The organism is Advenella kashmirensis WT001 (assembly GCF_000219915.2).
GTDB lineage: Bacteria > Pseudomonadota > Gammaproteobacteria > Burkholderiales > Burkholderiaceae_B > Advenella > Advenella kashmirensis.
In genome coordinates this window covers 694,884-716,941 of sequence record NC_017964.1, presented here as the reverse complement: position 1 = coordinate 716,941, position 22,058 = coordinate 694,884, and the positions used below count along the sequence as shown (strand labels likewise).

The 22,058-nt window shown below is 54.8% G+C and carries 15 protein-coding genes and 2 pseudogenes; 6 read left to right on the top strand and 11 right to left on the bottom strand.

The features are described 5' to 3' along the window. Positions 1-150 precede the first annotated feature (150 nt). Entirely contained in the window at positions 151-1,650 is a 1,500-nt protein-coding gene (gene putP, locus TKWG_RS03400; protein ID WP_014749481.1) for a sodium/proline symporter PutP, read from the top strand. 314 nt (positions 1,651-1,964) lie between these two features. Then, positions 1,965-2,912 carry a LysR family transcriptional regulator gene (locus TKWG_RS21045; RefSeq protein ID WP_014749480.1) on the top strand — a complete coding sequence of 316 codons (948 nt, stop codon included), beginning with the start codon at positions 1,965-1,967 and terminating at the stop codon, positions 2,910-2,912. Positions 2,913-3,017: 105 nt separating this feature from the next. On the opposite strand, the gene TKWG_RS03390 is transcribed toward TKWG_RS21045, so the two are convergent. Then, positions 3,018-3,998, bottom strand: coding sequence for a DMT family transporter (locus tag TKWG_RS03390; RefSeq protein WP_014749479.1), 981 nt, complete (start codon positions 3,996-3,998; stop codon positions 3,018-3,020). Between the two features lie 399 nt (positions 3,999-4,397). Between TKWG_RS03390 and TKWG_RS03385 the strand changes: the two genes are divergently transcribed. After that, positions 4,398-5,756, top strand: a complete 1,359-nt coding sequence (locus TKWG_RS03385; RefSeq protein WP_014749478.1) for a GntP family permease — start codon at positions 4,398-4,400, stop codon at positions 5,754-5,756. Positions 5,757-6,024: 268 nt separating this feature from the next. On the opposite strand, the gene TKWG_RS03380 is transcribed toward TKWG_RS03385, so the two are convergent. From TKWG_RS03380 to TKWG_RS03370, 3 genes and pseudogenes are all read right to left on the bottom strand, one after another. Then, a complete protein-coding gene (locus TKWG_RS03380; protein ID WP_014749477.1) occupies positions 6,025-6,531 on the bottom strand; it encodes an acetone carboxylase subunit gamma in 507 nt (168 codons plus the stop codon). 58 nt (positions 6,532-6,589) lie between these two features. Next, positions 6,590-8,917, bottom strand: coding sequence for a hydantoinase B/oxoprolinase family protein (locus TKWG_RS03375; RefSeq protein ID WP_014749476.1), 2,328 nt, complete (start codon positions 8,915-8,917; stop codon positions 6,590-6,592). Positions 8,918-8,933: 16 nt separating this feature from the next. Beyond that, positions 8,934-11,080: pseudogene (locus tag TKWG_RS03370) on the bottom strand (hydantoinase/oxoprolinase family protein). 627 nt (positions 11,081-11,707) lie between these two features. Between TKWG_RS03370 and TKWG_RS03365 the strand changes: the two are divergent. Next, positions 11,708-13,717: a sigma-54-dependent Fis family transcriptional regulator gene (locus TKWG_RS03365; protein ID WP_050981516.1), complete on the top strand. Its 2,010-nt coding sequence runs from the start codon at positions 11,708-11,710 to the stop codon at positions 13,715-13,717. A 143-nt stretch (positions 13,718-13,860) separates the two neighbouring features. On the opposite strand, the gene TKWG_RS03360 is transcribed toward TKWG_RS03365, so the two are convergent. The 7 genes and pseudogenes from TKWG_RS03360 to TKWG_RS03330 form a co-directional block, all read right to left on the bottom strand. Then, on the bottom strand, positions 13,861-14,931 hold the full coding sequence (locus tag TKWG_RS03360; protein ID WP_014749474.1) for an aldo/keto reductase: 1,071 nt from the start codon (positions 14,929-14,931) through the stop codon (positions 13,861-13,863). Between the two features lie 40 nt (positions 14,932-14,971). Beyond that, positions 14,972-15,931, bottom strand: coding sequence for an asparaginase (locus TKWG_RS03355; RefSeq protein WP_041708961.1), 960 nt, complete (start codon positions 15,929-15,931; stop codon positions 14,972-14,974). Between the two features lie 394 nt (positions 15,932-16,325). Further along, positions 16,326-17,416 (bottom strand): annotated as a pseudogene (locus TKWG_RS03350) (tartrate dehydrogenase). 81 nt (positions 17,417-17,497) lie between these two features. Further along, entirely contained in the window at positions 17,498-18,292 is a 795-nt protein-coding gene (locus TKWG_RS03345) for an ABC transporter permease (protein WP_014749471.1), read from the bottom strand. Position 18,293: 1 nt separating this feature from the next. Further along, positions 18,294-19,103: an ABC transporter ATP-binding protein gene (locus TKWG_RS03340; RefSeq protein WP_014749470.1), complete on the bottom strand. Its 810-nt coding sequence runs from the start codon at positions 19,101-19,103 to the stop codon at positions 18,294-18,296. A gap of 4 nt (positions 19,104-19,107) precedes the next feature. Beyond that, complete coding sequence (locus tag TKWG_RS03335) at positions 19,108-20,145, bottom strand: ABC transporter substrate-binding protein (protein ID WP_041709807.1); 1,038 nt, start codon at positions 20,143-20,145, stop codon at positions 19,108-19,110. Positions 20,146-20,508: 363 nt separating this feature from the next. Then, positions 20,509-21,006: a DNA-deoxyinosine glycosylase gene (locus tag TKWG_RS03330; protein ID WP_041709806.1), complete on the bottom strand. Its 498-nt coding sequence runs from the start codon at positions 21,004-21,006 to the stop codon at positions 20,509-20,511. A gap of 129 nt (positions 21,007-21,135) precedes the next feature. On the opposite strand from TKWG_RS03330, the gene TKWG_RS26385 reads away from it, so the two are divergent. Further along, on the top strand, positions 21,136-21,486 hold the full coding sequence (locus tag TKWG_RS26385; RefSeq protein WP_014749467.1) for a transporter substrate-binding domain-containing protein: 351 nt from the start codon (positions 21,136-21,138) through the stop codon (positions 21,484-21,486). Then, positions 21,480-22,052: a type 2 periplasmic-binding domain-containing protein gene (locus TKWG_RS26380; protein WP_014749466.1), complete on the top strand. Its 573-nt coding sequence runs from the start codon at positions 21,480-21,482 to the stop codon at positions 22,050-22,052. Before TKWG_RS26385 ends, TKWG_RS26380 begins: the two co-directional genes overlap by 7 nt. The last annotated feature ends 6 nt before the right edge of the window (positions 22,053-22,058 follow it).

Sequence of the window (22,058 nt, the reverse complement as noted above, 5' to 3'; positions counted from 1 at the left end):
TAACCCCGCTTAAAAATAGAAAAATGAAAAACAATATGCACATCAAATCAAAACGTTAACCTTCATTTATAAGAGTTAACCCTTATATTCATCTGTTTTACTTTTCCGTAAAATCCAACACTTTCAACAGACAGACACAGGGAACGAGGAATGAGTGGCATAAATCCAATGATCATCACGTTCGCCATATATCTGATTGTCGTACTGGCAGTCGGGTTTATCGCCTACTTTTCAACACGTAATTTTGACGACTATATTCTGGGCGGACGCAGTCTGGGCAGTTTTGTAACAGCACTCTCGGCGGGCGCCTCCGATATGTCGGGCTGGCTGCTTATGGGTCTGCCTGGTGCAATTTATCTGGCCGGCTTGTCTGAAGCCTGGATCGCCATCGGCCTGACCGTCGGCGCCTACTTCAACTGGCTGCTGGTGTCCGGCCGTTTGCGCATGCACACCGAATACAACAACAACGCACTAACGCTTCCCGAATATTTTCATCACCGCTTTGGTGCCGGCAACGTCATCATCAAGATTGCAGCGGCTGCCATCATTCTGTTTTTCTTTACCATCTATTGTGCGTCCGGCATTGTGGCTGGTGCCCGTCTGTTCGAAAGCCTTTTTCACGTTGATTACGTCACCGCGATGTGGCTGGGCGCTGGTGCTACCATCATCTATACCTTTATCGGCGGTTTTCTGGCTGTCAGCTGGACTGATACGATTCAGGCGTCACTGATGTTTTTCGCACTCATCCTCACGCCGATCATGGTTCTGCTCGGACTGGGCGACCTGTCTGCGGTCACGGCAACCATCGACCAGGCAGCGGCCGCAGCCGGCAAGAATTACTCCAGCCTGATTTCAGGTACGAGCTTTATTGCGATCGTGAGTGCGGCAGCATGGGGCCTGGGTTACTTTGGCCAGCCGCATATCCTGGCGCGCTTCATGGCAGCCGATTCGGTCAAAAGCCTTAAATCTGCACGTCGCATTGGCATGACATGGATGATTCTGTGCCTGGCTGGCGCCGTCGCCGTGGGTTATTTTGGCATTGCCTGGTTCCAGTTGCATCCGGAACAAGCCGGCGAAATCAACAAAAATAGCGAACGCATCTTTATCGAACTAGCCCAGATTCTGTTCAATCCCTGGATTGCAGGTGTGATTCTGTCCGCGATCCTGGCTGCGGTCATGAGTACGCTCAGCTGCCAGTTGCTGGTATGCTCCAGCGCTATTACCGAAGACTTTTACAAAGGCTTTATACGGCCGCACGCGAGCCAGACCGAGCTGGTCTGGACTGGCCGAGTGATGGTACTGTTAATTGCATTGGTCGCCATCTGGATTGCATCTGATCCTGAAAGCCGGGTACTTGGCCTGGTTTCGTATGCCTGGGCCGGCTTTGGCGCAGCCTTTGGTCCGGTCATTATCCTGTCGGTGTTCTGGCGTCGCATGAATGCCGCCGGCGCACTGTCCGGCATGGTCGCCGGCGCACTGGTCGTCGTGTTATGGAAACAGTATAGCGGCAGCGCCCTGTATGAAATCGTACCTGGTTTCATTGCCGGTATGATTGTGATCGTAGCAGTTTCACTGTTGACCAAAGCCCCCTCACAGGCCGTGGTCGACAACTTCGACCGCGCAGACCGAGACTTCAAGAACGCGGTATAGCCGCAGCAGGCAACTCTGTAAACCGGCCAGGCAGGCCGATTTACAGGCAGCAGCAGCCAAACGCTCCCGTCCAAACCAGGACCGGAGCGTTTTTCTTTATATTCACTGTTTCTGTAATGGTGGATGCTATAGCCGGCTGATTACCGCGCTCTATAAAGAGCCGAGCGCCAACGCGCGTCATTTTTTTGAAACGGACGTCCAACACGTACGCTTTACACAACATAGTCAGCGATTTGCACGAATCCTGTCGGCAGAATACGGGTTAAGCCCTACAATCAACAATACCTGAACACCTGCACCTATAAGAGCCCTTCTTGAAAATCCGCCAGCCGCTTCCTCCGCTGAACAGCCTAAAGGCATTCGAAGCCACTGCTCGCCTCAAATCCATGGCGCTGGCGGCCAAGGAACTGCATGTCACGCCGTCTGCTGTCAGCCAGCAAATCAAGCAGTTGGAACATCATCTGGGCCAGCGCGTCATCACTCAATCGCGCAGCGGAATCGTGCTGACCGCTTATGGGCGCGACGCGCTGCCCAAACTGTCCCAGGCGTTCGATCTGCTGGCAGGGTCCTTTCATCACCCGCGCGATCCCTTGCTGGTGCGCATCAGCGTACTGCCTTCGTTCGCACGCTTCTGGCTTAACCCTCGCCTGCCCGCATTTTTTCGCCAGCACCCCACTATCCGGCTGGACATAGACAGTTCGCCCAAGTTGATTGATTTCACCTTTGACGATCTGGACCTGGCGATCCGCTATGGCAAGGGTAATTATGAAACGCCACTGTGCGACAGCCTGATGAAAGAAGCCCATCAGGCTGTGTGTACACCGCGCCAATATCCCGCGTGGGCGCCGCTGGTAGAGTCCGCGGATTTCTCCCGCCTGCCATTGATTGGCGACCGGGGCATGCTGGGCGGTGATGACCAGGATGTGACCTGGCGCGAATGGCTGCATGCAAAGGCGCCCGAGTCCACCTTGCCCGACTATCGCATTACTTATACCGATTCAGGCCTGTCGATAGACGCCGCGCTTGCCCACCAGGGCATGCTGCTGGGACGGCTGGTGCTGCTGGACACGTTGCTCAAGGAACAGAAACTGGTTGCGATAGACCCGCTGACATTGCGCTCGGAACTGGGATACTTTCTGCTGGGGCCGTCACTGGCCGGCTTATCCAAAGGGGCGCAAAAATTTCGGCAGTGGCTGATACAGGAAGCCGCCGCCTACCAGACGCAGCACCATACTCAGTCGCCCGGCTTTTCCGATCGATAACCACCTACAACAGGCCCGACACAAACGGAACAAGACCCGTTAATATCGTTAAAACCGTTAATACCGGGAGCCTGGTGCCTTGGTGCAGCCATCTAAAAACACAGCTTATTGCGATTGTGTTCGCACCGGACTATTTATAACCGCATCGCCGGCAAGCTCGCCATGCCCGGCTTGCAGATTCTTCTGCAACATGTCCGGCGATTGCACCCGTCTTCCCGAATTGCGCGCATTGGCTAAGCCCGCAGCAATAATCATGACAATGCCCAGCCATTGCCAGCCCCCCACTTCATGGCCAAACGCAAAATAATCTGCAATCACCGCGACGACCGGATAAACATAAGACAGAATCGCAATTTTTCCCACCGGCAATGATTGATATGCAGAGTAGATCAGGATATACATCAGGAAGGTATGAAACACCCCCATGACAACGACATACAGCCATTGCATTGATGTCTGTGGCATCTGGTCAAATGCCATGATCGGCGCCAGGAAAACAAGCCCCACGCCCAGCTGACACATCGCTACAACATGAGGTTTGATACCGGCCAGCTTTTTGGTAACAATGGTCACGCCCGAATAAAGCATGGCGGCAAGCAAGGCAAAGCCGGCGCCCTGTAGAAACAGCAGATCCACTTCTACTCCAAGCAGAGCGGGCAGCACAATCAGTATCACGCCGCCAAAGGCCAGCATCGCCAGCAGCACCTGTTTAAGCGTGATGCGCTCTCCGAATATCAGCGGGCCGGCCAGCAACAGAAAAAACGGCTGCGTATTGTAGATCACCGTGCCAACGCCGATACCCGCGTGCAGATAGGAAGCGAACAGCGCTGCCCAGTTCAGCACCAGCACCACGCCGCTGACGGCAAGCAATACCCATTGCAATCTTGATACGTGCGACAGCTTCAGATATCCCTTGGCAAAACAAAACAGCAACAAGCACAACCCGCCAATCAGGCAGCGCCAGAACCCGACATTAAAGGGATTCTGCCCCGACCAGACTACGAACAGCCCAATGGTGCCCGACATAGCCATGCCCGCAATCAGCTGAAGCTGGCCTACGTTTTCGTTTTTTGTACTCTCTGTCATTGTCTTTTCCTGAACTGCCGTGATTATGCCAAAACTGATGGCGTTGCGACAGGTGCCTGTTGAAACCGAGGAACTGTAGTCATTGTGAACAAGCGACTACTGGCTGGCAAGCCACTTTTTCTTAATGGTCTTTACTTTTTCTGGTGAAACGTTCTGTCGCTCTAGTGCTGGCAGGCCCCACCATGCATGCCATCCGAACTGGTTGCACGCCCCTGCCGATCAACATATCATCGCTAGTCGCGCCTTGCGCCAGCAGCCTGATCGGCTGCCATCGGCCACGCTGCACATGCGCCAGCGCAGGGGTAAGACCACGATATCCGGTAATAATTAAGATACAATCGCCGAATTATTACCCGTTGCACCCCAACCTTTTACCACAATTGAATTAGGACAACTGAAATGTACCTGGTCGCCATTCTTGCCATATTGATCGCGCTGATCGTACTGGCAACAACCAAACTCAAACTTCATCCGTTTCTGGCTTTGCTCGCAGCGGCTTTTATCGGCGGCTTCATGTATCAGGTGCCGCTGCTGGATATTGTCAAACACATCACCACCGGCTTCGGTGGCATCATGGGCAGTATCGGGATTGTGATTGTATTGGGCACCATCATTGGTGTCATTCTGGAGAAAACAGGCGCCGCCATTACCATGGCAGACAGCATTATCAAGCTGCTGGGAAATCGCTTCCCTACGCTTACCATGTCTGTTATTGGCTATCTGGTATCCATCCCCGTGTTTTGTGATTCTGGCTATGTGATTCTCAATTCGCTGAAGGAAGCCATTGCAAAACGCATGAATGTCTCGCTGATCGCCATGAGCGTCGCGCTGGCAACCGGCCTGTATGCAACCCATACTTTTGTGCCGCCAACCCCGGGACCGATTGCCGCCGCCGGCAATCTGGGGCTGGGCGACAACCTGGGCCTGGTCATTCTGGTTGGTCTGGTCGTATCTGCGGTGACGGCGCTCGCTGGTTTGCTCTGGGCCAATATTTTCCTGAAAAAGGACATTGAACTGGAAGAGCCTGTGGTGCCTGTCGGCCCGAATCAGGGCTTGATGAAGACCCGTGAAGAATATGGCGTGCTGCCCAGCGCAGCCCAGGCCTTTACGCCCATTTTCCTGCCTATCATCCTGATCTGCATTGGCTCGATCGTCGCCTTCCCCAGCAAGCCGTTTGGTGAAGGTACCTTTGCCAGCATCCTGCTGTTCCTGGGGCATCCTGTCGTTGCGCTACTCGCGGGCATGATCGCTGCCATGTTCCTGCTCAAGGGTACGGGCAAACGCCAGCAGTTTCATGACTATGTGGCCGAAGGACTCACTTCTGCGGCACCGATTCTGCTGATCACCGGTGCGGGCGGTGCTTTTGGCGCAATTCTGAAAGTAACGCCGCTGGGTGATTACATTGGCACGACCCTGTCGGCCATGGGAATCGGGTTGTTTATGCCCTTCATCGTATCGGCAGCGCTCAAAACCGCCCAGGGCTCGACCACTGTCGCGCTGGTCACGACCTCTGCGCTGGTCGCGCCGATGCTCGGTCAATTAGGTCTGGATAGCGAAATGGGACGTGTCCTGACAGTAATGGCCATTGGTGCGGGCGGGATGACCGTCTCTCATGCCAACGACAGTTTCTTCTGGGTGGTTACCCAGTTTAGCCGCATGCGCGTCTCAACCGCCTATTATGCACAGACCATGGCCACGCTGATTCAGGGCGTGGTCGGGATGCTCACGGTATGGTTGCTCAGCCTGGTGTTGTTGTAAAAACTGCTGCAGGGCTGCGTCTGTAACGCAGCCCTGCAGCAGTACAGCAAGATCAATTGGCTTAACGTGCTGCCAGCATTCACGGTGAATAGCAGCAGGCTATTTAGCCCACCATTGCTGAACGCTGATTGCAACAAGCATGAGAGCCATGGCGGCATCATAAACGTCATAAAAATTACAATCATGATGCCGCACTGATACTTCACTGAAGCTCTGCGTGGACTAACACAGCGTGAATCGGCTGTCAGGCGCCCACGCAGCCAGCTGTTTACTTCCCTTTTTTAGGTACAGGAAGACCCAACCAGTCTTTATAGAAAGCCTCAATATCCGGCGAAAAATCGTGAATCACGGGATACCATGGCGTGGGCGCTTCTACATCCAGCATTACGCCACAATCAGGACAATAGTACTCCCGATACACCTGCCACTGCGTGTCGGGCGCCATGAGCAATGGATAGACTTCCTCCATTGCTTCAGGCGTATCGCGCACAAAAATGCTCGCCTCCAGTTTCCAGTTTTTGTCATAGGCACAAAACTCATGTCCGCACTCACATTTGGTGATCCACTCGCCGGTTTTCGCCGAGCGCACGATATGAAGATGTGGCCCCAGCGGCAAAATGATTTCGTCCTTCCATGACATTTTAGCCTGCAGGACATCACGATACATTTCAAAACGCTCCTTGTCCTTAGGCATTTGCAACATGCGCAAGGTCGTATCCCAATCGAGTTTGCCGTCAACCAGATTTCTGACCTGTTCCTTTGTATAAACTGACATAAATTATCTCCAATATTGTTGTAGCGGGACCGGCTGCCTTGGCGCCGATCCCTGCGAATTACTCTTCCACCAGCACAACCGTACGAACGTCGGGCATTTCGGAAATGTCATTACGATACGTGGAGCCAAAGGATGGAACACCCAGCTCGGATTCGGGCAACGACCAATCGGCAGGCAAATCCCAGAAGGACTTGAATTCGTTGGTGAATTTTTCGCTCAGACCGAAGCTGGTTGAGTACATATGACGTACCGGCAATGACGCATCCTTGGCGATAATCCGTTCGCGCTCCTGTTTCATCCAGTCGCGTACCGGAACAGCGCGTTTCAGGCGTTCCTTGCGGATCTGCTTGCGTCGTTCTTCGGTTTTGCGATCGTCAACCGTCCATACGTCATGGGCATCTTTTGCAATAACGGCGCCATAAACACGTTCGGCATATTCAGGCAGAACGAAACGGCAGTTGAGGTCGCGGGCAATCGCCTGAGGATCCCGATCCAGCGGATCACCAAAACCCGGGCCTCCACGAATGTAATTGAGGTACAAATCGTGGTCATCAAATACGGTTTCGGTTGTCATGCATTGCTTGTCGCGCTTGACCACCGCGCCCTCTCCCAGATGTTTCTCGTAGTCCGGTTGGTTCGGATTGGCATCGGCTCCCAGCGGTAGTGAATCGCGATTGGCAATGCGATCTTTCAGCCCAGTGTGGTGGGCTTCAAAGCGATAGCCGGTGGCAGCAGGATAACCGCCCATCATCCCCCAGTCACTATTCATATAGCCGTTGCCTGAGAAGAACATAGTCCAGTCCTGCGCGTGCCATACCATGCGCAAGGTTTCCAAACCGCAACCGCCCCGGTACTTCCCATAGCCACCTGAGTTGCATTTGACCGTGCGTCCCATGAACAGCAAAGGCTCGGCCATTTCCCAGATTTCGATATCACCCATGTCGCCTTCGGGGTTCCATACGGCCGCAGCATGATTTAGTCCATCCTTGACCGCGCAGGCGCCGGTGCCGGTGGCCGCCGTCTCAAAGCTGTTGACGGCGTGAATTTCACCATCCTGGTTGATGCCGCCACCCTGCAGCCAGTTACTGGTATTCCCGTTACCCGCATTGACCTCTTCCAGATAACCACGACTGAAATAGGATTGGCTCATGGCACGCCACATGCCGGTCCAGGCGGAAACAAGATAGTGCCAGGCATCAGCATGCGCTGTACGACGGTCGTCCGGATTCATCCATGTTCCCTTGGGAATATGGAACTCAGTTGCGTAATAGGCGCCATCATTGATCCGTTGCGTCGGCACCAGCGTCTGGGTCAGCATCACCCAGATACCGCTGGTGAAAGCGACCTGGTTGGCGTTGAAACTGTGCCAGCACCAGCGGCTGCCTCCTTCGAAGTTCATGCGCCAAGAACCATCCGGCCTGATGGTCAGCTCCGTAGGCGCGTGCATGATCGTGTTCATTTTGGCGTAAGAAGACGTCAGGTTGACATCCTCATGGTCGTACGGCACGTCAACAAACGCTACCTTGCGATAGACGCCCGGAATGGTCATATCCCTGAGCCGTTGCCGCAAGCCCCGACGCCCTTCTTCGATGATCTCGTAGGCAAATGTTTCAAATGCCTCGACGCCTTCGCTTTCGATCACTTCTTCCACCAACGCCCGGATCATATGGCAACCGGCGATACGGGTACGCTCATCTAGAATCAGGTACTTCGGCGTACGTACGGAACGCTGGCTTTCATGCAACCAGTCACGCAGCGGCTGGTCATTGACACCTGTCTTGCGGCAGGTCGTCATATAGCCGTCGCCAAAACGCTGTGTCTGCCCCGTGGACATGGACCCGGGGCTGATAGAACCGGTATCGATCACGTGGGTCACGCCACCGACCCAGCCAACCAGCCGGTCTGCCCAGAAAATGGGAACAATGGTCGCAATATCGCAAGGGTGAACATTACCGATGGTGCAATCGTTGTTGGTGAACATATCACCCGGGTTAATGCCTGGGTTGGCTTCCCAGTCATTCTCGATCATGTACTTGATCGCCGCGCCCATGGTTCCCACGTGGATAATGATCCCGGTTGAGGTCAGGATACAATCGCCTGCGGCGTTATACAGCGTAAAGCACAGCTCACCTTCCTGCTCCACGATCGGTGAGGCCGCGATTTTCTTCGCAGTTTCGCGAGCATGAACCAGACCACCGCGTAACCGGGAGAACATTTTCTCATAGCGGATCGGATCCTTTTCCTTGAAGGTCAGCGTGCTCAGGCCGTTGTAGTGCCCGGTCTCGCGGGTTTTCGACAGAACCTCGTTACGATGTTCGCGCAGCGTCTTGCCATTGCCCAGCAACTCTCCCGGACCGAACACGTTCTTTGTCATCATATTATTCATATATGTCTCCTGCTTTCTATTTGACTTCTTTCAGATGGAACAAGCGGTGTGTATCGAGTCTGGTTTCGAACCCCTTGGGCACCACGAAAGTCGTGGAGTCAGATTCGATCACGGCAGGACCGACGATACGGTTTCCGGCCTGCAGTTTTTCCATGGACCAAACATCAGCCTGCTGCCATTGCTTGCGACGGTAGAATGGGCGCTTGCCAAGCAATGCCTCTTTTGGTGGCGTCTCTCCGACCAGTTTTTCTTCTGGCAGTTCGGGCTTTTTGGAGACCACACTGCCTCGCATGATAGCGCTGGTGACACCGAACCCGAGTTCAGGGGAACTGGCAGACGTGGCGTACACACGAGCATAGGTTTCATCGAAAGCGGCAACCAGTTTTTCCCAATCGGCCACCGTGGCAGCGGCGCTGATGGGAGAGTCGATTTCCAGGTCATTCAACTGGCCAAGATACTGCATGCTGTAGCCTGGGCGCAGCATGACATCTTCACGCTTGAAGCCATTGATGATGAATTCCTCGACCACCTTCTCTGCGAGCTCGGCCCACGCTTCGGTAAGGGTTTTGCCTGCTGCAATCTTGACATCGTCTCCGGCCGTAGGCGGCACCGCAATGTCGACACTCTTGTCATACCGATATTCATACTCGGCGCAAGCGCAACCGAAGGCCGAGAAGCCGGCTGCCCATGCAGGCACGATGACATCTTCAAAGCCCAGGCCCTCGGTATAGCCGTAGGTGTGGACCGGGCCAGCGCCGCCATACGAGAAGCAGACGAAATCGGCTGGGTTATAGCCCTTGGCACTGATGATGGAACGCGTATATTCACGTAGTTGCAGATCAAGCAATTCAATCACGCCGGATGCTGCATCCTCGACCGACAGGCCCAGCGGATCGGCAATCTGCTCCTTCAGGCAGCGGCGTGCGCGATCAACGTCCAGCTTGATCGCTCCGCCAAGAAAGTTATCGGTGTTCAAATAGCCCAGGATCACGTGACAGTCTGTTATCGAGACGGTTTCAAGACCGCTTTCAGGCCAACACATGCCAACACGATAGCCGGCGCTGTCGGGTCCGAGCTTGATCGCGCCGCTGTAAGGATCTATACGTACAAAACTGCCAGCGCCTGCGCCCACCGAATCCATGGCGACCAGGGCAACGACAGCACCAGTCGGGCCATGTCGGGATCGGATTTGATGGCAAAATTGCCCTTTGTGATGAGCGCCATATCAAAGCTGGTGCCACCGATGTCACTGCAGGCAATATTTTCATAGCCAAGCAATTCACCCAGATACTTCGAGCCGATCACGCCCCCGATAGGGCCGGAGACGATGGTGCGGGCCAGCTCCTTGGCTCGCCAGCCGATGGTTCCTCCATGCGTGGCCATCACGCGCAGATCGAACTTGCCACCGTGTTTCTTGAATCGGTCACTGACGCGTTTGAGCGTGGCGCGCGACGGCTCTGCCGCATAGGCTTCAAGCACGGTTGTGTTGGTTCGATGACTTTCCTTTCGGGAAGGATAGTAGTCGATCGTTGCGAAGACTGGAATATCGCTGCCGATCTTTTTGAGTTCTTCCAGGCATATATCGCGGGCACGCTGCTCGTTCTGTCCATTTTTGTGGGACTGCAGCAGGCTGATGACGATGGCCTTGGCGCCACTATTGACCAGTTCGTGCGTGACCGAGCGCACTTCGTCTTCATTCAATGGAATAACGATTTTTCCCTGTACATCAGTTCTTTCCGTCACCCCGCGAGTGCGCGATAGCGGCACCAGCGGCTCGTCGTAGCGGTGGGTATTCAGATGGATGCGGTCTTCCAGCGCGTAGCCAAGGTAACTCTGCAGTGCGCGGCCCATTGAATGAATATCCTCGAATCCCTTGTTGCACATCAGGCCCACATCCAGCCCCTTGCGCATGACGACACGATTGAGCATGGCCGTTCCCGAATATACGCAAGTGAGCAGTTCAGGATAGACGTCCTCTACGCTGCGCCCCCACGGCGCCAGCGCATCTTGGGATGATTCATAAATCGCCTGGGACTCGTCGCCAGGGTTGCTCTGGGCCTTGCCGACAACGAACCTGCCATCGCTGCTGACGAAAAAAGTATCGGTCATCGTGCCGCCGGCATCGATACCCATTACCTGAACGGGCATTGATTCAGTTTGCATATTTTTGTCTCCGAATAATTGCTAACCTCGCAACCAGATAGGCGCATTACCCTTGCGTCTACCGGGCTGCCTGAACAACAGAATTGACTGTCGTGCGCAGAGATCTAGCAATTTTCGGGCCAACTTTTTTATCAATCTTCAACCGGCTGATTTTTCTGGAAAATTTATTTTTCTTTTTAGTTTTCCTATTATTGAGTCTAAAAAAACGCTGTCCTGAACGTTCGAATCCCATACGTATTTGTTGACAACGTATGAAATTTGACCGGCGTGACGAACGCGACTCATACCAAAGGCACGGCAGGAAAACGAATTCACCTTACGGCAAAAGCATGCTCCATCGGTTTTTCATATATTGCAAAATCAAGACCTGCGACGTTATAGTTATCAACACGATCAACCCCACAAATGCAACAGGTGGCCTTCGCCAGACTTAAGCGATCCAGACTTAAGCGATCCAGACTTAAGCAATCCAATCATGCGCAAGCCAGCCACTCAGTGCTACCGGGGAAAAGGCACACTACCGGAAAGGTTGAAGGTAGTGATAAGTATCAGCACAAAGGGAGAGACAATATGATCAGGAGCAAAAGATCACAAAGGCTATCCGACCCCGAAAAAAATGGCCTAGTCATGTCAGTCTGGGAGCGCATCGTTCACGGCGGCACATGCAATTCAGACGAATTGCGCCCTCTGGTGACTGACTCGTGGCAACGCTGCCTGCACGCGCAAGTTGACCCCTTTCATCCGACAACCTCCCCTGCGCTGCAAGGCGCCTCGTTGCGTCACCTGCAGGAACGGCATGCCGATCTGCTGACCTGCAGTCAGCCAGTCATGCAGATGGCAAAAGACCTACTCGAGGAAACCGGCTCGATCATGATTCTGACTGACCCGCAGGGCGTTATTCTGTCCGTTGAGGGCGACAGCCGAACCCAGAGTGCGGCCGAGAACGTATCGCTGGTTTCCGGCCAGAGCTGGGACGAACTGCTGTCAGGCACGAATGCGATTGGTACCGCGCTGGCAACCGGTCTGCCGGTACAAATTCATTCGGCCGAACACTTCTGCGCTCAGGTCAAAGCGTGGACCTGCGCAGCAGCCGTCATTCAGGATCCGCTGGACGGGCGCACAATGGGTGCGATTGATATTTCGGGCTTGCATAACACCTACACGCCAAACAGCCTGGCACTGGTCGCATACACCGCCAGCCGTATTGAAAACTTACTGTCCAAAAATGAGTTGCATTTTCGAAACCAACTGCTTGAGCGCAGCATGGATCGGTTTTTGGGAACTGAGGACGGCATCATTATTGTTGACAGACACGGACGTCCATTCAAGCTGAACCCTTACGCCAGGCAGATTCTGCGTGACATGGACATCTGCGCAGACCCTGAACAGCTAGATACCATTGCTGCTCTGAATGTCAGGCAAGCCGACCTCGTCGGTGACAGATCAATGCCGGAGTGGCTCGACCCCGACTGGGTGGAAGCGGTCATTGTGGAAGGAAAAAGAGTCGGGTCCATTTTGACCCTTCCTCGCAGAAAGCCACCCTGTGCCCCTGCCGGCGGCGCGTCCCTGGCGCGCGCACGACAATACGTACACCGGCCCGAGCCCGACGCGTTCGATCGCATTATCGGAACTGCCCGCCCCTTGCGCGAGGCTATCGCCAAGGCCCGGCGCCTGGCAACAGTAAACGTACCAGTGCTGGTACTCGGCGAGACAGGAGCGGGTAAGGAAAATATGGTTCGCGCCATGCATCAGTTTGCGGAAAGCTCAAGTGTAGCTGCGTGCGAAGTGAATGTTGCCAAGCCGGCGCGCCGGCCATTTGTCGCCATCAATTGTGGAGGCATGTCGGCAGACTTGCTGGCAAGCGAGCTGTTCGGTTACGCCGATGGCGCCTTTACCGGGGCACGTCGGGGTGGCATGACAGGTAAAGTTGAAGCTGCTCATGGCGGCACGCTGTTTCTTGATGAAATCGGTGAAATGCCACTGGCACTGCAACCACATTTGTTGCGTGTGCTGGAAGAAGGGGAAATCTACCGTATTGGAGAAACAACGCCCCGGAAAATTCAATTCAAACTCATTGCGGCAACGCATCGCAATCTGCAGCGTGAAGTTGCCGAAGGTCGCTTTCGTGAAGACCTGTATTATCGCATCTCAGTTACCAGCATACAACTGCCACCGTTGCGCGAAATGGCCGAAGATATTCCTTTGTTGGCTCGGCATCTGCTGCAGCGCCTTTGCTCCCGGTATGATGCAGGCCCGAAAACCATCGCTGACGATGCGATGGCGCTATTATGTCAATATCACTGGTCCGGCAATATCCGCGAACTGCGCAATACCATTGAAAGCATGTACCTCACATCCCCGTCATCCGTGCTGCAAGTTAAAGACCTGCCGCCGCATTTGCAACCGGGCGCCCCGGGCAATGGCACCCTGGCGACGCCAACCATTGCTGTCAACCAGGGAAAGCTTAAGGAAAGTGAAAGTCAGGTGATTCAACAGATGCTTGAGTCCTGTTGCGGAAACCTTACGCTCATGGCGCGAGAACTAGGCATAGCAAAAAGCACCCTGTATGCAAAACTCAATAAACTTGGACTGGCTGATCAATTGCGCAAGATACGACAGGACCGCCGCACACATTAATGCGAATTGCAACCCAATATATGTCCACTGCCATGTACACTACAAGACCAAGGGCAAGGAGGCGCCCCGCTGTTACGGCTCTCTCCGACACACCAACCGTCACGAGTGGCTCGTCTGCCGACAGCTAAGGGCGTCACTGTGGCTTACGACTTTTCCTGTTGTGGTGTCGCCTGCACAAACAACGTGAAATCTCCGGGACCTTCACTTTCAGGATAGGGCACGCGCCCTCGTACCGGATGGCCTGGATCGCTATAGCCCGGCGTGGAAGCATGCCCTGGTGTAACCAGGGCATCCACCAGCGCCTCGTCTTCTTCAGTCAACGTGTATTGCAGCGCGTTCAGATAAGACTGCCATTGTTCAAAGGTACGCGGTCCCACGATAGCCGAAGTTACGTATTGATTGTTCAACACCCATGCCAGCGCAAAATCAGCAGCAGATATGCCCCGCTCCTGAGCATGTTCCTTGATTTTCTGTGCCACCAGCAGCGACTCCGGACGAAACTCCGTTTGCTGAATGCGCTTATCGCCGCGACCTGCCCGGGAATCGGGCGGTGGCGGCGCATCTGCTGCATATTTTCCCGTCAACACGCCCCGCGCCAGTGGGCTGTAAGAAATGACACCGATTCCGTAGTTTGCGGCAGCGGGCAACTGCTCCACTTCTGCATTGCGTGATACCAGGTTATATAAGGGCTGACTGGCCACAGGACGGTCAATACCCAGCTCATCGGCCAGGCGGATGGTGTCGGCAATTTTCCAGCCGCGAAAATTGGACACACCGAAGTAGCGCAGCTTGCCCTGGCGGATCAGATCGGCAATGGCGCGCATCGCTTCGCCCAGCGGCTGGTCGGGAATTTCGCGATGCATATACAGGATATCGATATAGTCAGTCCCCAGGCGTTTCAGGCTTGCTTCCACAGACTGAATAATCCATTTGCGCGAGATGCCACGCTCATTGGGGCCCTCGCCTGCCGGATTGCCCAGCTTGGTGGCCAGCACCCAGAAATCACGACTGTCTTTGAGGGCCCGGCCCACCACACGTTCGGACTCGCCGCCATTATAAACATCCGCGGTATCAATGGAGTTGATCCCCCGCTCTCTGGCGTCCTGGATAATACGATGCGCTTGCGCTTCATCCGTTTGTCCGCCAAACATCATTGTCCCTAACGTAAGGGGAGAGATGCTCAATCCGCTTTTGCCCAGATACCGATATGACATGACATTTCCTTGTGCAAATACATTTGAAATAAACTGGTTGTTACTTTGACCAGGCGGTCAACAGCTTGTTGATCGCGTCGCGATTGAGTCCGTTCCAGATGGCAGCAGCGAGCAGCAGCCTGGCCTTGCGCGGACACAGCCAGCCGCCCATCAAGACGCCGTGCTGCTGCAAATCGATTTCCGCCCCCTTGTAACCGTACACCGCCGTGGTGGTGCTGCCTGCACCCGTACGGCTGCACACGATGACAGGCACCTGTGCTAGCGCCGCGACCAGTGCATCGCGCAGCGGCTCCGACACGTGCCCGGAACCAAACCCGGCGACCACGATGCCGGCGTATCCCGCGCTCAGTGCACAAGAGACGATATCTGGATCATCATCAAGACTGTGTTCGAGCAGCAGCACTTTGTCGTCGTGCGCTGTTGGTGTTGGTAAGCGTGGCGTTTCGGGGGTATCGCGCAAATAGCGCACTTGCCCTTCCTGTACGACTCCGACGGGTCCGAACACCGGTGAGACAAATGCATCAACATGGGTGGTATGCATTTTTCGCACGCGCCGCGCCTCGTGAATGTCATCATTCATAACCACCAGCACCCCGCGCTCGCAACTGTGCTTGTCGGCAGCCACTTGTACCGCAGCCAGCAGATTGGCACTGCCATCGGCGCCAGGCATTTGCGGGTTGCGCATGGCTCCCATCAGCACCAGTGGCTGGCGTCGGTTCCAGAATAGATCCAGCAGAAATGCTGACTCTTCCAGTGTGTCGGTGCCCTGGGTGATGACCACACCCTGCGCGCCCTGATCAACCTGTTGCCCGGCCCACGCCAGGGTGTCAAATAGATGCTGGAAACGGATGGAGCCACTGGCGATTCTGGCCAGCGTATGCAAATTAAGCGTGGCTGCCTGGGCCAGCCCTGGCACGGACTGGGCCAGCTCCTCTGCGCCCAGGTTCGAGCTTACTCCCTGGCTACCCGGCGTGCCGGTCATGCTGATTGTGCCGCCCAGGCGCCAATGGAAATCAAGGGTTTGCTGTTGATGTTGTTCATGCTCGTTCTTTTGCGGATAGGTCTGCCGGTAAACGTGTACGGATCAATCTGGTGGTAAATCCGGCATCTGCGCGTCATGTGTGGCAATACACGTTGCCAGTTGCGTTCTGTCTCGGATAGCGATATCTGAAAAGTGCCATGTCGATTTCAGGCACTCACCACTTCATGCGTTCAATTATCACACGATACCAGATAAAAAAATCGCCAGCACCGGCCCGGGCCGATCTGACGATGGTGCTTTGCATAGTGCTTGGCCAGAACGGGAACGATCTGGCTCATTGCGCGTATTGTATCGGTCTGCTGTTTGACAATGCCCAGGTCAGGCAAGCGCACCGTCACCTGGCACGTATGCCCTACTGCTGACTGGCGACCAATTTCGCGATGGCCTCACCCATCTCTGCGGTCTTTGCCTGCCCCCCAAGATCGGCGTTTTTGGCCCATTGAGCAATGTTGCCTCAACCGCCTGCATAATACAATCTGCCGCTTTTTGCGCATCCGGGTTATCCGCCGCAAAAAATTCCAGCATCATCGCGCCGGACCAGATCATGGCCACCGGATTGGCAATGTTTTTGCCAAAGATATCCGGTGCAGAACCGTGCACCGGCTCAAACAGCGACGGAAAATCACGTTCCGGATTCAGGTTTGCCGATGGCGCGATGCCGATCGTGCCCGTGCATGCCGGCCCCAAATCAGACAAAATATCGCCAAACAGATTGGATGCGACCACCACATTAAAGCGGTCCGGTTGTAAAACAAAGCGCGCACACAGGATATCAATGTGCTGCTTATCCCATTTGACGTCCGGGTACTGACTGGCCATCTCCAGCACTCGTTCATCCCAGTACGGCATGCTGATTGAAATACCGTTGGACTTGGTCGCTGCCGTCAGCGTTTTACGTTCGCTCCGATTGGCCAGTTCGAATCCGTATTTCAGAATACGGTCCACACCCTTGCGGGTAAAGACCGACTCCTGCAGCACCACTTCCCTGTCGGTGCCTTCAAAAATCTTGCCGCCCACTGAAGAGTATTCACCTTCGGTGTTCTCGCGCACCACCAGAAAATCAATATCGCCCGGCTTGCGATTGGCCAGCGGACATGGCACGCCGGGCATCAGGCGCACAGGACGCAAATTCACATACTGATCAAATTCGCGACGGAATTTAAGCAAGGAACCCCACAGGGAAATATGATCGGGCACTTTGTCGGGCCAGCCGACGGCACCGAAATAAATCGCATCGTAGGATTTGAGCGTTTCAAACCAGTCATCGGGCATCATCTGCCCATGCTTTTCATAGTAGTCGCAACTGGCCCACTCAAACTCGGTCACTGCCAGATTCAGACCGAATTTTTCGTTCACGGTCTGCAGTACCCGCAGCCCCTCTGGCATGACTTCCTTGCCGATACCGTCTCCGGGTATCGCGGCGATTTTGATCTGTTTTTTCATGACTGCAAATTCCTGGCGATGCAACGCCTTGATGTGTTTTGGATAATGAAGCGATTGCCCGGGCGCGCCCGGGCACAATTGCTACAGCTTTTCGGTTTCACCTGCTGCCGGACGCCAGGTGAGCGCATACTTTTCGGTAATGCTGACAATACCGTCCAGAATAAGGGCAAACACCGTGAGCACAATGATACCGGCCACCACCGTATTGATATCGAAAGTACCCTCGGCCTGCAGGATCAGATAACCGACACCGCTGGCGGAACCCAGGTATTCCCCGACGACCGCACCGACAAAGGCCAGGCCAACCGAGGCATGCAGACTGGAGAAAACCCAGCTGGTTGCCGAGGGAATATAAACGTGACGCAGTAACTGTCGACGATTGGCGCCCAGCATGCGCGCGTTATCCAGCAGCGTGGGACTGACTTCGCGGATGCCCTGGAATACGTTGAAGAACACGATAAAAAATACCAGCGTAAAGGCCAGTGCGACCTTGGATCCGATACCCAGCCCGAACCACATCGCAAAAATAGGCGCAAGAATGACCCGCGGCATGGAATTGAGCGCGGTCAGAAAAGGGTCAAGCACCAGACTGGCGGTACGGGACAGCCCCAGCCACAAGCCAAAGCCCATGCCGAATACGGTACCAAGGAAAAAAGCCAGCAAGGTTTCGATCAGCGTGATCCCCAGATGCTTGTAGATATCGGCATTGACGATGAACCAGTTCCAGATGACCTCGGCCACGCCCAGAGGCTGACCAAAAAAGAACGCTGCCGTATCGTTCAGGGTAATGAAGTACCAGGACCCCAGCAGCACGACAACGATCAGTAGCTGCCAGGCGCGGTAATTTCTGGGTGAAGGTTTAAGCGAGTTCCACATATTACTTCCGTTTTTGTTGATCGTAGCCTTTGAGAACTTCGTCACGCAGGACGCTCCAGATAGCCTGGTGAAGTTCAACAAAGCGCGGGTGAGCACGAACCTCGGCCACATCGCGCGGACGCGGCAGATCGATGTGAAACTCGCCCATGATGTGGGTTCCGGGTCCGGCCGAGAGCACAACCACGCGGTCGCTCATGGCAATGGCTTCGTCAAGGTCATGCGTAATGAAGAGCACGGCCTTGCGCTGTTTCATCCAGATATCGAGCACTTCATTTTCCATCAGTTGACGGGTCTGAATATCCAGAGCCGAAAACGGCTCGTCCATGAGGATGATATCGGGATCGCGAATCAGCGTTTGCGCCAGCATAACGCGCTTGCGCATGCCGCCGGACATTTGATGCGGGTATTTATACTCGGCCTGGGACAGGCCCACGCGGCGCAGCCAGTCCAGTCCCAGGCGCTTGGCCTCTTCCTTGGCCGTACCCGCAAACTCCAGGCCGGCGGTGACATTGTCCAGCGCGTTGCGCCACGGCAGCAACGCTTCGCCCTGGAACATATAACCAGCCCGCTTGTTGATTCCGGACAAGGGCTGGCCAAACACCCGCACCTGGCCGGATGAGGGAGCAAGCAGGCCTGCCCCCACATTGAGCAGCGTGGATTTGCCACAGCCTGTAGGCCCGACTACAGAAACAAATTCCCCGGGAGCGATATGCAGCGTCGCATCCCGGACTGCGGTGTATTTCTGATCACGGTCGTCTTTGGAGACGAACGTGCAGGTGATATTGTCCAGGCTTAAGGCAGCATCATTCATAGCATCAGGCATTGTTAGCTTTGTCGGAGAAATCATTGGTCCAGCATTTGGACAGGTCTATCTCGTCGGCCTTGAAGCCGGCGATATAGACAGACAGTGCTTTCAATGACGTTTCAGCGCCTTTGGGATCAATCCGGCCGTCTGGTGACAATCCCTCAAAACTCTTGGTCAGCGCAAGCTTGTAGACATCGGGGTTGCCCAGCAGATAGTTTTTGGGGACCGTTTTCATGATCTCTTCTGCGCCTGCAGTCTGAATCCATTTATCAGCCTTGACCATGGCATTGGTCAGCGCCTGCACCGTGCCCGGATTTTCATCAATATACTTTTGCGCGGTATATAGGCAGCCGGCAGGCATGGGGCCGCCGAAAATCGTTTGCGTATCTTTCAGGGTACGGGTATCTGCAATCGTAAAGATATCACCTGTGCCGTCGAGCAAGCTGATTACCGGATCCAGGTTGCTCAGGGCATCAATCTGACCGGCCCGCAGGGCGCTGACCGCCCCGGCGCCACCGCCAACGCCGATAATGGACACATCGGAATCTTTCAACCCGTGCTGGGCCAGGAAAAAACTGACCAGCATATTAGTTGAGGAACCAGGGGCCGTAACGCCGATTTTCTTGCCTTTGAGGTCGGCAGGCGATTTGTAGCCGGCCAGCGTTTTCTTGTTGCCCGCCAGAACGATCATTGGGGCGCGCCCTTGCAGTACAAACGCACGGAAATATTGTTTCTTGGATTGCAGGTTGATGGTATGCTCAAACGCCCCGGAGCAGACATCGGCGCTGCCCCCGACCACCGCCTGCAAGGCTTTGGAGCCGCCTGCAAAATCGGCTACCTTGACATTGAGTCCTTCTTCCTTGAAGAAGCCCTTTTGTTCTGCAATGGTCAGCGGCAGGTAGTACACCAGACCCTTGCCCCCCACGGCAATAGAGACATCGGTTTTTTCCAGCTTGGGTGCATTCTGTGCCAGGCCGATACCTGGCCAGACGGTTGCCAGGCCGGACAAGCCGGCGGCCTTCAGTAAATGGCGACGTGACAAACTCATGTGATGCTCCTTGGTTTTTTTTTCTTGAAGAAGGTTGAAATAGGACAACAGGAAATTGCGTTGTGCCGGTTCAGACAGTGCGGCCTGACCATCGCACAGCCCTGGCTGGCCCAACCGGCAAGGCGTGAAAACTCAGGCCGATGGCTGGCAAACAAGCTGCAGATGAGCGGCGCAACCGGTACAGCGTCGAACCGGGCTATTGTATCAGAACCCTATAGGGTGAAGACAATCGTGATTATCACCAAGGCGCACCTGGCGGGTCGCCCTCACCAGGCAGCGCTAACCAAACCCTGCCAGCCAGGCTACCTCAGCAAAAACCGAAACCGCTGCCTGCCGATACGGGCAATATCGTCTGTCGCAATATCAGCTCGGGCGCTGCGCAAAAAACTGTTGCCATTGCTGCAGCTTGGCAGCGAAAGCCAGTGTGTAGGCGGGACTGCTTGATGCTAGGGTCTGCGTCTGGATATGTGCGGGAATATGCCGCTGTCCCGCCTTGGCTGACGCCTTGCCATTGAACCCCACATACTGCAATGCGGGCGACGCAGCAAACAGGGTATGTAGCGGATTGAGCCGACCCTGACGAATGGCGCTATCCAGACTGCCAACACGCTCGCAGCCGGCGTATACATCCCAGAGCCCGATACGGTGCGCCAGCAAGACGGCGGTACGCGCCTCATAGTCCAGGGTCGCCATGGGTTCATCCAGGATTGCGCCCATCAGCCGCCAGAACTGGTTTTGCGGATGTCCGTAGTAACCCTGACGCGCAAGCGATGCTTCCGACGGGAAACTGCCAAGAATAAGATGAGTAATGTGCGGCGAATGAAGGGGCGCAAAGCCGGTTAGCCAGGGCGAAATATTCATTGTGTCTGTGTTGTAGATTGGGTATGCACCAGCCAGTGTACCCGTATATTGGGATAAGCCTGATTGTATTGCATCTGAAATTGCGCCAGACTTGCTGTTTTTATCCATCCTTGTCTTCGGAGAATAACCATGAAAAAGACGCTGTTGTCCGCCCTGCTTTGCACTTTGCCACTTTCGGTTCTGGCGCAAACGGCTCCCGATACGCTCAAACAGGTCACGGACAGCAAGACCCTGCGCGTCTGTACACCAGGCGACTATAAACCCTTCAGCTTCGATCAGGGCGGGCATTTTGAAGGCCTGGACATCGACCTGATGAATGCCCTGGCCGATACCCTGGGCGCCAAGATGCAGGTTGTCAAAACGTCCTGGGCCAATCTGATGGCCGATTTTACGTCCGGCAAATGCGATATCGGGGCCGGCGGCATTTCAGTGTCCGTGGAACGCCAGAAAAAAGCTTTTTCAGCGCACCCTATATGGTAAATGGTAAAACGCCGATTGTCCGCTGCGAGGATAAGGACAAATATCAAAGTATCGATGCCCTGAACCGCCCGGAAGTAAGGATCGTCGCCAACCCCGGCGGCAGCAATGAAAAATTTGCGCGCACCATGTTGCCAAAAGCGTCGCTCACCATGCACAAGGATAATCTGACTATTTTTGATGAGGTTGCCAACGGCAAGGCCGATGCCTTTGTGACCGAAGCGGCCGAAGCCCGGGTCCAGAGCAAACTGAATCCCAAGCTATGCGCAGTCAATCCGGACCAGCCATTGCAATATGCCGAAATGGGATACCTCATCCCTGACAATGACATACGGTTCAAGCTCTATGTCGACCAGTGGATGCACTTGCTCAAGGCCAGTGCCAATACGATCAAATGGCCGAAAAATGGATTCCCGCCGACCCCGCGAAGTAATCGCGCAGCAAGCAACTGCACTGAACGAGGCAGCCGTGCTGAAGGCAACCCGAGCCATCAGCACGGCCCACAGCATTTAACATCATGCCTGGCCAGAGTTGCCCATTGGGTGCCCGGTCCGCCAGATCATGATTAAGGCTCT

What these genes read in the sequence shown, in the direction of transcription:
- TKWG_RS03330 (WP_041709806.1), bottom strand. Translation starts at nt 21,006, where the DNA reads ATGAATATTTCGCCCTGGCTAACCGGCTTTGCGCCCCTTCATTCGCCG.
- putP (WP_014749481.1), top strand. Translation starts at nt 151, where the DNA reads ATGAGTGGCATAAATCCAATGATCATCACGTTCGCCATATATCTGATT.
- TKWG_RS03390 (WP_014749479.1), bottom strand. Translation starts at nt 3,998, where the DNA reads ATGACAGAGAGTACAAAAAACGAAAACGTAGGCCAGCTTCAGCTGATT.
- TKWG_RS03345 (WP_014749471.1), bottom strand. Translation starts at nt 18,292, where the DNA reads ATGTGGAACTCGCTTAAACCTTCACCCAGAAATTACCGCGCCTGGCAG.
- TKWG_RS03360 (WP_014749474.1), bottom strand. Translation starts at nt 14,931, where the DNA reads ATGTCATATCGGTATCTGGGCAAAAGCGGATTGAGCATCTCTCCCCTT.
- TKWG_RS26380 (WP_014749466.1), top strand. Translation starts at nt 21,480, where the DNA reads ATGGTAAATGGTAAAACGCCGATTGTCCGCTGCGAGGATAAGGACAAA.
- TKWG_RS03365 (WP_050981516.1), top strand. Translation starts at nt 11,708, where the DNA reads ATGTCAGTCTGGGAGCGCATCGTTCACGGCGGCACATGCAATTCAGAC.
- TKWG_RS03375 (WP_014749476.1), bottom strand. Translation starts at nt 8,917, where the DNA reads ATGAATAATATGATGACAAAGAACGTGTTCGGTCCGGGAGAGTTGCTG.
- TKWG_RS03380 (WP_014749477.1), bottom strand. Translation starts at nt 6,531, where the DNA reads ATGTCAGTTTATACAAAGGAACAGGTCAGAAATCTGGTTGACGGCAAA.
- TKWG_RS26385 (WP_014749467.1), top strand. Translation starts at nt 21,136, where the DNA reads ATGAAAAAGACGCTGTTGTCCGCCCTGCTTTGCACTTTGCCACTTTCG.
- TKWG_RS03340 (WP_014749470.1), bottom strand. Translation starts at nt 19,103, where the DNA reads ATGAATGATGCTGCCTTAAGCCTGGACAATATCACCTGCACGTTCGTC.
- TKWG_RS03335 (WP_041709807.1), bottom strand. Translation starts at nt 20,145, where the DNA reads ATGAGTTTGTCACGTCGCCATTTACTGAAGGCCGCCGGCTTGTCCGGC.
- TKWG_RS03385 (WP_014749478.1), top strand. Translation starts at nt 4,398, where the DNA reads ATGTACCTGGTCGCCATTCTTGCCATATTGATCGCGCTGATCGTACTG.